Source organism: Pseudomonas sp. Hz4, from assembly GCF_054898165.1.
Window position 1 is genome coordinate 788,737 of sequence record NZ_CM142719.1, and the last position, 11,790, is coordinate 800,526.

An 11,790-nucleotide genomic window follows, 5' to 3' on the forward strand; every position below is an offset into this window, starting at 1 on the left:
TGGATGGGCGCAACAAGGCCTGCGCGGTTAAAGAGACGGGTCCTTCAAACAGGCGCGCAAATGCCCTACAGAGATATCTGACGTTTAAAAGGCGGGGGATTTACAGGTCGCAACGAACAGCCCGCCGCCCCGTTTGCATCGGAGCGGCTGGAGTGTCTGTTTAATAGCTGGTTTCGGGCAAACTGGCGATGATCGAGCGATAACTGTTCATCCGTTGCTGCTGCACGCGGCCTTCTTCCAAGGCTTTGAGCAGGGCGCAACCCGGTTCGCGGTCGTGTTTGCAGTCGCGGAAGCGGCAGGTGCCGATCAGCTCGTTGAACTCGATGAAGCCGGCTTCGACGTCGGCGCGGCTGACGTGGCCCAGACCGAATTCGCGAATACCCGGGGAGTCAATCAACTCACCGCCACCGGGGAAGTGGAATAACCGCGCGGTGGTGGTGGTGTGAGTGCCCTGGCCGGACAACTCGGACAGTGGGCCGACACGGGCCTCGACTTCCGGCAGCAGGCTGTTGACCAACGAAGATTTGCCGACGCCGGACTGGCCGACGAACACGCTGATACGCCCGTCCAGCTGTTCTTGCAGTTGCTCCATGCCGTTGCCGTGGTGCGCCGAGACTTCCAGCACCGGGTAACCCAGCGTGCGGTAAACCGCCAGCAAGGCATTCAACGCCGGGGCGTTCTGCTCATCGATCAGGTCGAACTTGTTGAGCAACAGCAGCGGCCGGATGCCGGCGTGTTCAGCCGCAACCAAGTAGCGGTCGATCAGATTCGCATGGGGCTCGGGCAGCGGCGCGAAGACGATGACGATCATGTCGACGTTGGCGGCTACAGGCTTGAGCTGACCACGGCTGTCCGGACGGCAGAGTTCGGTTTTGCGCGGCAGTTGCGCCACGATCACGCCGATGCCCTGGTTGCCGGCACGCCACACAACCTGATCGCCGGTCACCAGCGCAGGCAGGTTGGCGCGCAAGTGGCAGCGGAACACCTGGCCGGCCAAATCGCCATCGAGGGCTTCGACTTCGACCTGCACACCGAAGTGCGCGATCACCAGGCCCGTCTGTTCCGGACCCAGGTCGCCACCCTCAAGTGCCTCGACAGCCGAGGACTCGCGTTTGGCGGCGCGGGCAGCGCGTTCGCCCTGAATCTTTTCGATGCGCCAGTTTTGACGACGATTGAGTTGGCGTTTGGCCATGGGTGTTCCGTATCAAGAATGCAGCGATTAGGTAAAACGGCCGCGAGTTTAGCACGCCCGGCCACCGGCCTAGGCTAAACTGCGCAGCATTGCCTAAGGAGCCGACTCATGCAAAACCCGCAAAATCTGATCTGGATCGACTTGGAAATGACCGGTCTGAACCCTGATACCGACGTCATCATCGAGATGGCCACCATCGTCACCGACAGTGACCTGAACACCTTGGCCGAAGGTCCGGTGATCGCTATCCATCACAGCGACGAAATCCTCGCCGGCATGGACGAGTGGAATACCCGTCAACACGGCGGTTCGGGCCTGACCCAACGGGTGCGCGACAGCCGTATCAGCATGGCCGAAGCCGAAGCCGAAACCATCGCCTTCCTGGAAAAATGGGTGCCGAAGGGCAAGTCGCCGATCTGTGGCAACAGCATCTGCCAAGACCGTCGCTTCCTTTATACCCACATGAAATCCCTGGAAAGCTTCTTCCACTACCGCAACCTCGACGTCTCGACGCTGAAAGAGTTGGCCGCACGCTGGGCGCCGGATGTGCGCGACAGCTTCAAAAAGGGCGGCACGCACCTGGCCCTGGACGACATCCGCGAATCGATCGCGGAGTTGCAGCACTACCGCAAGCATTTCATCAAGTTCTGATGCAGATGGGCCTTTGTGGCGAGGGGATTTATCCCCGTTCGGCTGCGCAGCAGTCGTAAAGCAATTATCTGCGGTGTGCCTGATACACAGCGGTTGCCAATTGGGACCGCTTCGCGATCCAGCGGGGATAAATCCCCTCGCCACAGGTCAGCACTCATGCCATAAACGGCATGGCGCTCTTTTGGGGCTTCGGTGAAGTGAGTAGACTGCGCGCCTTCCTGCAAGGACCGCCACCATGTTGCTGATGCTTTACCTGATCGCCATTACCGCTGAAGCCATGACCGGTGCCCTGTCTGCCGGCCGTCGCGGGATGGACTGGTTCGGCGTGGTGCTGATCGCGTGCATCACAGCGTTGGGCGGCGGATCAGTGCGTGACGTGCTGCTCGGTCACTACCCGCTGACGTGGGTCAAACACCCGGAATACCTGGTGCTGACCTCGGTGGCGGCGATGTTCACGGTTTTCGCTGCGCGCTGGATGCGGCATCTGCGCTCACTGTTTTTGGTACTCGACGCCGTAGGTCTGGTGGCGTTCACCCTGATCGGTTGCATGACCGCCCTCGAAATGGGCCACGGCATGCTGGTGGCGTCGGTCAGCGGCGTAATCACTGGGGTTTTCGGCGGCATCCTGCGCGATATCTTCTGCAATGACATCCCGCTGGTCTTCCGCCGCGAACTCTACGCCAGCGTCTCGTTCGCGGCGGCGTGGTGCTACATGCTCTGCCTTTACCTGCAATTACCCGCTGAACAGGCGATTTTGATCACCTTGTTTGGCGGCTTCCTGCTGCGATTGCTGGCAATCCGTTTCCATTGGGAAATGCCGAAGTTCGTTTATAACGACGAAGCCTGACGTTCGGCGTGTTGCTTCAACGCCCACTCGACATGCTCACGCACCAACTCTGACGGATAGTCGCGACGAGCCTTCAACGCTTCCAGCACCGGAATGCTTGACGGCGCGTTCCCCAGGCCTACCGCCAGGTTTCGCAGCCAACGCTCGTAACCTGCTCGGCGTAACGGCGAACCTTCGGTGCTGCTGAGGAACTTGTCCTCGTCCCACATGAACAGCTCGGCCAGTTCGGCGTTGTCCAGGTTGTGCCGTGGCTTGAAGTCGCTTTCGCCGGACGGACGGGCGAAGCGGTTCCAGGGGCAGACGATCTGGCAGTCATCGCAACCGAACACTCGATTGCCGATCAGTGGCCGCAAATCTTCCGGGATCGCGCTTTTCAGTTCGATGGTCAGGTAGGAGATGCAGCGTCGGGCATCCAGCACGTACGGGCCGACGAAGGCATTGGTCGGGCAAATGTCGAGGCACGCGGTGCAGCGGCCGCAATGTTCGGTGGCGTGAGGCGGATCGATGGGCAGCGGCAGATCAACAAAGAGTTCGCTGAGGAAGAAGTAACTACCGGCCTTGCGATTCAGGACCAGGGTATTTTTGCCAATCCAGCCCAGGCCAGCCTTTTCAGCAATGGCTTTTTCCAGCACCGGCGCGCTGTCGACAAAGGCGCGGTAGCCGAAGGGACCGATGACTGCCTGAATCTTTTCTGCCAGTTGTTGCACGCGTTTACGGATCAATTTGTGGTAATCACGGCCCAAGGCATAACGCGAGACGTAGGCTTTTGCAGGTTGTGCCAGGCGCTTGGCCATTTCGGTGTCGCCCGGCAGGTAGTCCATGCGTAGGGAGACTACCCTAAGCGTGCCGGGCACCAGCTCTTGCGGGTGTGAGCGTTTGCTGCCGTGGGCGCCCATGTACTCCATTTCGCCGTGGTAGCCGGCCGCGAGCCAGCGTTCCAGGTGCTGCTCATGCTCAGCCAGGTCGAGGCCGCTGATGCCGACTTGCTGAAAGCCCAGCTCGCGGCCCCAGTCCTTGATGGATTGGGCGAGGGCGGGCAGGTCTGTGGTAATAGCGGGCATGAGGCGAGAGAAACCGGAGCTGAGGTGCGTATAATTCTGCCAGACATCGGAGCCCGAAGACGCATGCCGCAGACTAAAGATGATTTACCCGACGCGCTGTACAGCGCCGCGCAAGTTCGAGCCCTCGATGCGAGCCTGATCGCGGCCGGTACATCGGGCTTCGAATTGATGCAGCGCGCGGCGCGGGCGACCTGGCGCGCGCTGGTCCGTCATTGGCCGACGGCGAACGAGTTGAGTGTTGTGGCCGGCCACGGCAATAACGCCGGCGACGGTTATCGGGTGGCCGTGCTGGCGCGACGTGCTGGCTGGCATGTGCGGGTGTTGGCGGCGGGTGATCCTCAACGTTTACAAGGCGACGCGGCCTTGGCTCATGCCGAGGCCGTGTCCGAGGGCGTTGCGGTTCAAGCCTGGAACGCACATTCGGAGTTGCGCGGTATCGTGTTGGATGCCTTGCTCGGCACCGGTCTAATGGGAGAGGTGCGAGAGCCTTACGCCAGCGTGATCGCGGCGATCAATGCCAGTGGGCTGCCGGTTGCGGCCGTGGATATCCCTTCGGGGTTGTGCGCTGACACCGGCCGAATGCTCGGTGCTGCCGTTCGAGCTGATCTGACGGTAACCTTCATTGGTTTGAAGTTGGGTCTTTTCACGGGAGACGCTGCGGATCTGGTTGGCGAACGGGTCTTCAATGATCTGCAAGCCTCCCCCGAGTCTTTCAACGGGGTCGCCGCCACTGCCCGTCGCCTGACGACCGGTAACGTGCCGCGTCTGGCGGCTCGCCGTCCCACCTCCCACAAAGGTAAATTCGGCCACGTCCTGCTGATCGGCGGTGATCGCGGTTTTGGCGGCGCCATCCTGCTGAGCGCGCAAAGTGCGCTGCGTAGCGGTGCCGGGATGGTGTCCGTCGCAACTCGCAGCGAACATGTTCCGGCCGCGCTGGCGAGAATTCCCGAAGCCATGGTGCTGGGCACTTCGTCGGCCAATCAATTGATGGGACTGCTTCAAAAAGTTTCCGTGCTGGTGGTCGGTCCAGGCTTAGGTCAGGCTTCCTGGGGGCGCAGCCTCTTGTCGGCGGCTGCCAATGCGCCGCTTACGCAAGTCTGGGACGCCGATGCGTTAAATATGCTGGCTGAAGAACGTGTGAGCTTGCCCAAGAACTGCGTGATCACACCGCATCCTGGCGAGGCGGCGCGGCTGCTGGGGATATCGACTGCCGACGTTCAGGCTGATCGTCTCTCTGCCGCTCACGCGTTGAGCAAAAAATACACAGCTGTAGTGGTTTTGAAAGGCGCCGGCAGCCTGATCGCCAGCCCCGATGGGCGCCTGGCGTTGTGTCATCAGGGGCATCCGGCCATGGCCACCGCCGGTTTGGGCGATGTGCTGGCCGGTCTGGTTGGGGCATTGCTGGCTCAGGGCATGGAGGCGTACGACGCCGCCTGCCTGGCCGTCTGGCTGCACGCCAATGCCGGCGAGCAAGAAGGTAAAACGGGCCGTGGGCTGGCGGCCAGTGATCTGATTCCAGCCATTCGTCAGTTGTTGGAGGAGCAAGCACCGTGTTTGAAGTAACCCTGTACCTGGCTGATGAAGAGGCGATGACCGCATTCGGCGAGCGCATCGCAAAAACCACTCAAGGGCACGGTCTGTTTTTTCTGGAAGGGGATCTGGGGGCGGGGAAAACCACGCTGTCGCGGGGCATCATCCGGGGGCTGGGGCATGTTGGCGCGGTGAAAAGTCCGACCTTCACCTTGGTCGAACCCTACGAGATTGGCGACATCCGGGCCTTCCATTTCGACCTCTATCGCTTGGTCGACCCTGAAGAGCTGGAATACCTCGGCATCCGCGATTACTTCGAAGACGACGCCTTGTGCCTGATCGAATGGCCCCGACAGGGTGCAGGCTTTTTGCCAAAGCCCGACCTGACCATTACCATTAGCCCGCAAGACAGCGGGCGTTCGCTGAAAATTTCGTCCCAGAGCTCGCGTGGCGAGTCGTGGTGTAAAGCTTTGGCATTGGAATCCAATTAAATGATGGGGTCAGGTATGCGCTTTCGCGCGATGGTAGCTGCCGTAGGATTGTTGTTTTTGGCGGTGACCGTCGACGCTGTGGCCGAAACAAAGGTCAACAGCGTTCGCCTGTGGCGGGCTCCGGACAACACACGATTGGTGTTCGACCTGACAGGGCCGGTCAAGCACAGCGTCTTTACCCTGACCACCCCGGATCGGCTGGTCATCGACATCAATGGCGCGTCTCTCGGGGCGCCGCTGAACGTCAACACCTCGAACACTCCGATCACCGCCATGCGCTCGGCTCAACGTACGCCGACCGACCTGCGGGTGGTCATCGACCTTAAAAAAGCCGTCACGCCAAAAAGTTTTACCTTGGCGCCAAACGCCCAGTACGGCAATCGCCTGGTGGTCGACTTGTTCGATAACGCCGCCGACGCCGCGCCAATTCCAGCGCCGACCAACGTCGCGACAGTCGCCCCGGTGCCGGTCACTCCCGTGGAACCCGCGGTGAAGCTGCCGCCAGCACCGGCCGGCAAGCGCGACATCATTGTGGTCATCGATGCCGGCCACGGCGGCGAAGACCCGGGTGCCTCGGGCTCTCGCGGTCAGCGTGAAAAAGACGTGGTGCTGGCCATCGCCCGCGAACTGCAGCGTCAGGTCAACGGCATGAAAGGCTTCCGCGCCGAACTGACCCGCACTGGCGACTACTTCATTCCATTGCGCGGCCGTACAGAAATCGCCCGCAAGAAGGGCGCCGACCTGTTCGTTTCGATTCACGCCGACGCCGCGCCTTCGGCCGCTGCTTTCGGTGCCTCGGTGTTCGCCCTGTCTGATCGCGGTGCTACCTCGGAAACGGCCCGTTGGCTGGCCGACAGTGAAAACCGTTCCGACTTGATCGGCGGTGCCGGCAACGTCAGCCTCGACGACAAAGACCGCATGCTGGCAGGCGTGCTGCTCGATCTGTCGATGACGGCATCCCTCACGTCCAGCCTTAACGTTGGCCAAAAGGTTCTTAGCAACATCGGTCGCGTCACGCCGCTGCACAAACAGCGCGTAGAACAGGCCGGGTTCATGGTGCTGAAGTCGCCGGATATTCCATCGATCCTGGTGGAAACCGGATTTATCTCCAACGCCAACGAGGCTTCCAAGCTTGCCGCAGCGAACCACCAGCAAGCGCTGGCGCGTTCGATCAGCAGCGGCGTGCGCCAGTTCTTCCAGCAGAACCCGCCACCGGGCACCTACATCGCCTGGCTGCGTGATTCCGGCAAAATCGTTCAAGGTCCACGTGACCATCGGGTAAACCCGGGTGAAACACTGGCGATGATTGCCGTGCGTTACCAGGTGTCGCCAGCCACGCTGCGCAACGCCAACAACCTGAAAAGTGACGAGCTGAAGATCGGTCAGACCCTGACCATTCCCGGCACAGAACTGGCGTCCAAAGAATGAACCAGGTGCTGACCAATACGGCTCGCATCGAGCTGCTCAGCCCGCGACTGGCGAACCAGATTGCCGCCGGTGAGGTGGTTGAGCGCCCGGCCTCGGTGATCAAGGAGCTGCTGGAAAACAGCCTCGACTCCGGCGCCAAGCGCATCGATGTCGATGTGGAGCAGGGCGGCGTCAAGTTGCTGCGGGTTCGCGACGATGGCAGCGGAATTTCCGCCGATGACTTGCCGCTGGCTTTGGCGCGTCACGCCACCAGCAAGATCCGCAACCTGGAAGACCTCGAGCAGGTCATGAGCCTGGGGTTTCGCGGCGAGGCACTCGCCTCGATCAGCTCCGTGGCCCGCCTGACCCTCACCTCTCGCACGAAAGAGGCCGATCAGGCCTGGCAGGTCGAAACCGAAGGCCGGGACATGGCGCCTCGCGTGCAGCCGGCGGCCCATCCGGTGGGCACTTCGGTGGAAGTGCGCGACCTGTTCTTCAACACCCCGGCGCGGCGCAAGTTCCTCAAGACTGAAAAAACCGAATTCGATCACCTGCAAGAAGTGATCAAGCGTCTGGCCCTGGCACGTTTCGACGTGGCGTTCCATTTGCGTCACAACGGCAAAACCATCCTCAGCCTGCACGAAGCCCATGACGACGCAGCCCGTGCCCGGCGAGTGGCGGCGATTTGCGGTTCGGGTTTCCTCGAGCAGGCGCTGCCGATCGAGATCGAGCGTAATGGTCTGCATTTGTGGGGTTGGGTTGGCTTGCCGACGTTCAATCGCAGCCAGGCGGACTTGCAGTATTTCTTTGTGAATGGCCGTGCGGTACGCGACAAACTGGTGGCCCACGCGGTGCGCCAGGCCTATCGCGACGTGCTGTTCAACGGTCGGCACCCGACGTTCGTGCTGTTTTTCGAGGTCGACCCGGCGGGCGTCGACGTCAACGTGCACCCGACCAAGCACGAAGTGCGCTTTCGTGACGGGCGCATGGTTCATGATTTCCTCTATGGCACCCTGCACCGCGCCTTAGGCGATGTGCGGCCGGAAGATCATTTGGCCGCGCCGGTGGCGACGGCCATCGTTAGACCCACCGGCATTGATGCGGGCGAGTTCGGTCCGCAGGGCGAAATGCGCTTGGCGGCCAATGCGCTGCTGGAACAGCCTCAGGCCCAGCCGTCGTTCAATACGCCGGCAGGCTCGGGCGCGGGTGCCGGTTATCAATATCAGTACTCGCCGCGGCCTCAATCGGGTGTCCCTGCGGCTGAAGCTCAGGCGGCCTACCGTGAGTTCTTTGCGCCGTTGCCAGAAGCGAATGCTGTCGCACTTGCGGCCGGGCAGGACGATATTCCGCCGCTGGGTTATGCACTGGCGCAGCTCAAAGGCATCTACATTCTTTCGGAAAACGCCCAAGGCCTGGTGCTGGTGGACATGCACGCCGCCCACGAGCGGATCATGTACGAGCGCCTGAAAATCGCCATGGCCAGCGAAGGCCTGAGCGGCCAGCCGCTGCTGGTGCCGGAATCCCTGGCGGTCAGTCAGCGTGAGGCCGATTGCGCCGAAGAACACGTCGCGTGGTTCCAGCGCCTGGGCTTTGAGTTGCAACGTCTGGGCCCGGAATCCCTGGCGATCCGGCAGATCCCTGCACTGCTCAAGCAGGCTGAAGCCAATCGATTGGTCAGCGACGTCTTGGCGGATCTGATGGAATACGGCACCAGCGACCGGATTCAGGCCCACCTGAATGAACTGCTCGGCACCATGGCCTGCCACGGCGCGATTCGTGCGAATCGGCGTCTGGCCCTGCCGGAAATGAACGGCCTGCTGCGCGACATGGAAAACACCGAGCGCAGCGGTCAATGCAACCATGGCCGACCGACCTGGACCCAACTGGGCCTGGACGATCTGGACAAACTGTTCTTGCGCGGTCGTTGATGAACCAGCTCCCTCCTGCGATTTTCCTGATGGGACCGACCGCCGCCGGCAAGACCGACCTGGCGATCGAACTCACTAAAGTCTTGCCTTGCGAGCTGATCAGTGTCGATTCGGCGTTGGTCTACCGCGGCATGGACATCGGCACGGCCAAGCCTTCCAAAGAGATCTTGGCTGAATTCCCACACCGTCTGATCGATATTCTTGACCCGGCAGAGAGCTATTCGGCTGCGGATTTCCGTCGTGATGCCCTTGAAGCCATGGCCGAGATCACGGCGCGGGGAAATATTCCGCTGCTGGTGGGCGGCACAATGCTCTATTACAAGGCTTTGGTCGAAGGTCTGGCAGACATGCCGGCGGCCGATCCGGACGTTCGCGCGCAGATTGAAGAAGAAGCTGTACGCCTTGGCTGGCAAGCCCTGCACGATCAATTGGCGGTCATCGATCCGGAATCCGCTGCGCGTATTCACCCGAACGATCCGCAGCGACTCAGCCGAGCACTGGAAGTTTATCGCGTCAGCGGTCAGAGCATGACTGCGCTACGGCTGCAACAATCTGCGCAAAGTACTGAAGCAGCCGCTTCGGGACTGCAACAATTGCCCTATACTGTCGCGAACTTGGCCATTGCTCCGGCAAATCGCCAGGTATTGCACGAACGAATTAAACAAAGATTCACGAATATGTTGGAACAGGGATTCATTGACGAGGTCGTAGCCCTGCGTAAGCGAAGTGACCTGCATGCCGGGTTGCCGTCTATACGTGCAGTAGGCTACCGACAAGTCTGGGACTACCTGGATGGCAAGCTGACGCAAGCCGAGATGCAGGAGCGTGGAATCATTGCCACGCGCCAATTGGCGAAGCGCCAGTTCACCTGGCTGCGCAGTTGGGCTGATTTACACTGGTTGGACAGCCTGGATTGCGACAATCTGCCGCGCGCCTTGAAATACCTGGGGACCATCTCCATATTGAGCTGAGTCCTTGCAATTGCCGTCTATCCTTGGGGGTCTGACGGCCACAAGCCATCTGTTTACCTATTTTTTATATTGAATCCTTAAAGGAGTGCGGCACATGTCAAAAGGGCATTCGCTACAAGACCCTTACTTGAATACTTTACGTAAAGAGAAAGTGGGGGTTTCCATCTACCTGGTCAACGGGATCAAACTGCAAGGTACGATCGAGTCTTTCGACCAGTTCGTTATCCTGCTGAAAAACACCGTCAGCCAGATGGTTTACAAACACGCTATCTCTACAGTGGTGCCGGTTCGTCCAATTCGTCTGCCTAGCGCAACCGAATCCGAAGCAGGTGACGCTGAGCCAGGTAACGCCTGATAGGAGTCTCCTTTGTTCTTTGAGCGCCACGGTGGTGGTGAGCGGGCAATTCTCGTTCACTTGGATGGTCAGGACCCTGAGGCGCGCGAAGATCCGCAGGAGTTTCAGGAGTTGGCAATTTCGGCTGGTGCCGAGACCGTCGCGTTTCTCAACGTGCCGCGTCATCGGCCAACCGCCAAATACCTGATTGGCAGCGGCAAGGTCGAAGAGTTACGTGACCTGGTCAAAGCCGAGCAGGTAGATCTGGTGATTTTCAATCACATCCTCACGCCTAGTCAGGAACGTAACCTCGAACGTGTTTTCGAGTGTCGCGTGATCGACCGCACGGGGCTGATTCTCGATATCTTCGCCCAACGCGCCCGCACCCATGAAGGCAAGCTCCAGGTCGAACTGGCCCAGCTTGAGCACATGAGTACGCGGTTGGTTCGTGGCTGGACTCACCTTGAGCGGCAGAAGGGCGGTATTGGTCTGCGCGGTCCGGGTGAAACCCAGCTGGAAACCGACCGGCGCCTGTTGCGGGTTCGCCTGCGGCAGATCAAAGGGCGCCTGGAAAAGGTTCGCAGCCAGCGCGAGCAGTCTCGTCGCGGGCGCAAACGGGCTGACATTCCGACGGTTTCACTGGTGGGTTATACCAACGCCGGTAAATCGACGCTGTTCAACTTGGTGACCGACTCCGACGTTTTCGCGGCTGACCAACTTTTCGCCACCCTCGATCCGACCCTGCGCCGACTCGAACTCAATGACCTCGGGCCGATCGTGCTGGCCGACACCGTGGGTTTCATTCGCCACCTGCCGCACAAACTGGTCGAGGCATTTCGGGCTACGCTCGAAGAGTCGAGCAACTCCGACCTGCTGTTGCACGTGATCGACGCCCATGAACCGGAGCGTATGGCCCAGATTGAACAGGTCATGGTGGTGCTCGGGGAGATCGGGGCTCAAGACTTGCCGATCCTTGAGGTATACAACAAACTCGATTTGCTCGAGGGTGTAGAGCCGCAGATCCAGCGCGATGCCGATGGCAAACCGCTGCGGGTCTGGTTGTCGGCCAAGGACGGTACAGGTCTGGATCTGCTCAAGCAGGCGGTGGCCGAGCTGCTCGGGGATGATTTGTTTGTTGGCACCTTGCGTTTGCCGCAACGTTTTGCTCGACTGCGTGCGCAGTTTTTCGAACTCGGTGCGGTACAGAAAGAAGAACACGACGAAGAAGGCATCTGCCTGCTGGCCGTTCGTTTGCCACGGATCGAGTTGAATCGACTGGTGAGCCGCGAAGGATTGCAGCCGATGGATTTCATCGAGCAACACACTTTGCAATAAAAGCCTGAGAAAGCGGTTGTGCCGCGGTGACAGGCATTCTGTA

The 11,790-nt window shown here is 60.4% G+C and carries 11 protein-coding genes; 9 read left to right on the forward strand and 2 right to left on the reverse strand.

Annotated features, from left to right (window positions below; all coding sequences use genetic code 11):
- Nucleotides 1–160: 160 nt before the first annotated feature.
- Entirely contained in the window at nucleotides 161–1,192 is a 1,032-nt protein-coding gene (gene rsgA, locus ACYZTR_RS03530) for a small ribosomal subunit biogenesis GTPase RsgA (RefSeq protein WP_449646174.1), read from the reverse strand.
- A gap of 108 nt (nucleotides 1,193–1,300) precedes the next feature.
- Between rsgA and orn the strand changes: the two genes are divergently transcribed.
- Complete coding sequence (orn, locus tag ACYZTR_RS03535) at nucleotides 1,301–1,843, forward strand: oligoribonuclease (RefSeq protein ID WP_461976491.1); 543 nt, start codon at nucleotides 1,301–1,303, stop codon at nucleotides 1,841–1,843.
- Between the two features lie 235 nt (nucleotides 1,844–2,078).
- Complete coding sequence (locus ACYZTR_RS03540) at nucleotides 2,079–2,690, forward strand: trimeric intracellular cation channel family protein (RefSeq protein ID WP_461976493.1); 612 nt, start codon at nucleotides 2,079–2,081, stop codon at nucleotides 2,688–2,690.
- Here the strand turns inward: ACYZTR_RS03540 and queG are convergent.
- Complete coding sequence (queG, locus tag ACYZTR_RS03545; protein ID WP_461976495.1) at nucleotides 2,672–3,751, reverse strand: tRNA epoxyqueuosine(34) reductase QueG; 1,080 nt, start codon at nucleotides 3,749–3,751, stop codon at nucleotides 2,672–2,674. The genes ACYZTR_RS03540 and queG overlap by 19 nt on opposite strands.
- A 63-nt stretch (nucleotides 3,752–3,814) precedes the next feature.
- Here queG and ACYZTR_RS03550 point away from each other — a divergent pair, with 63 nt between their 5' ends.
- The 7 genes from ACYZTR_RS03550 (at nucleotide 3,815) to hflX (ending at nucleotide 11,747) form a co-directional block, all read left to right on the forward strand.
- Nucleotides 3,815–5,314: an NAD(P)H-hydrate dehydratase gene (locus tag ACYZTR_RS03550; RefSeq protein ID WP_461976497.1), complete on the forward strand. Its 1,500-nt coding sequence runs from the start codon at nucleotides 3,815–3,817 to the stop codon at nucleotides 5,312–5,314.
- Nucleotides 5,302–5,772 (forward strand): tRNA (adenosine(37)-N6)-threonylcarbamoyltransferase complex ATPase subunit type 1 TsaE, encoded by a 471-nt coding sequence (gene tsaE / locus ACYZTR_RS03555; protein WP_461976499.1) that lies wholly within the window; start codon nucleotides 5,302–5,304, stop codon nucleotides 5,770–5,772. Before ACYZTR_RS03550 ends, tsaE begins: the two co-directional genes overlap by 13 nt.
- Nucleotides 5,773–7,200 (forward strand): N-acetylmuramoyl-L-alanine amidase, encoded by a 1,428-nt coding sequence (locus ACYZTR_RS03560; RefSeq protein ID WP_461976501.1) that lies wholly within the window; start codon nucleotides 5,773–5,775, stop codon nucleotides 7,198–7,200.
- Nucleotides 7,197–9,107 carry a DNA mismatch repair endonuclease MutL gene (mutL, locus tag ACYZTR_RS03565; RefSeq protein WP_461976503.1) on the forward strand — a complete coding sequence of 637 codons (1,911 nt, stop codon included), beginning with the start codon at nucleotides 7,197–7,199 and terminating at the stop codon, nucleotides 9,105–9,107. The genes ACYZTR_RS03560 and mutL overlap by 4 nt, the downstream gene beginning before the upstream one ends.
- The gene (miaA, locus tag ACYZTR_RS03570; protein WP_461976505.1) at nucleotides 9,107–10,078 is read left to right on the forward strand and encodes a tRNA (adenosine(37)-N6)-dimethylallyltransferase MiaA; all 972 of its coding nucleotides are present in this window, start codon (nucleotides 9,107–9,109) and stop codon (nucleotides 10,076–10,078) included. Before mutL ends, miaA begins: the two co-directional genes overlap by 1 nt.
- A gap of 94 nt (nucleotides 10,079–10,172) precedes the next feature.
- The gene (hfq, locus tag ACYZTR_RS03575) at nucleotides 10,173–10,433 is read left to right on the forward strand and encodes an RNA chaperone Hfq (RefSeq protein WP_007902656.1); all 261 of its coding nucleotides are present in this window, start codon (nucleotides 10,173–10,175) and stop codon (nucleotides 10,431–10,433) included.
- 12 nt (nucleotides 10,434–10,445) lie between these two features.
- Entirely contained in the window at nucleotides 10,446–11,747 is a 1,302-nt protein-coding gene (gene hflX / locus ACYZTR_RS03580) for a ribosome rescue GTPase HflX (RefSeq protein WP_461976507.1), read from the forward strand.
- The last annotated feature ends 43 nt before the right edge of the window (nucleotides 11,748–11,790 follow it).

Coding starts and splice junctions, on each gene's coding strand:
- rsgA (WP_449646174.1), bottom strand. CDS start 1,192: ATGGCCAAACGCCAACTCAATCGTCGTCAAAACTGGCGCATCGAAAAG.
- orn (WP_461976491.1), top strand. CDS start 1,301: ATGCAAAACCCGCAAAATCTGATCTGGATCGACTTGGAAATGACCGGT.
- ACYZTR_RS03540 (WP_461976493.1), top strand. CDS start 2,079: ATGTTGCTGATGCTTTACCTGATCGCCATTACCGCTGAAGCCATGACC.
- queG (WP_461976495.1), bottom strand. CDS start 3,751: ATGCCCGCTATTACCACAGACCTGCCCGCCCTCGCCCAATCCATCAAG.
- ACYZTR_RS03550 (WP_461976497.1), top strand. CDS start 3,815: ATGCCGCAGACTAAAGATGATTTACCCGACGCGCTGTACAGCGCCGCG.
- ACYZTR_RS03560 (WP_461976501.1), top strand. CDS start 5,773: ATGATGGGGTCAGGTATGCGCTTTCGCGCGATGGTAGCTGCCGTAGGA.
- mutL (WP_461976503.1), top strand. CDS start 7,197: ATGAACCAGGTGCTGACCAATACGGCTCGCATCGAGCTGCTCAGCCCG.
- miaA (WP_461976505.1), top strand. CDS start 9,107: ATGAACCAGCTCCCTCCTGCGATTTTCCTGATGGGACCGACCGCCGCC.
- hfq (WP_007902656.1), top strand. CDS start 10,173: ATGTCAAAAGGGCATTCGCTACAAGACCCTTACTTGAATACTTTACGT.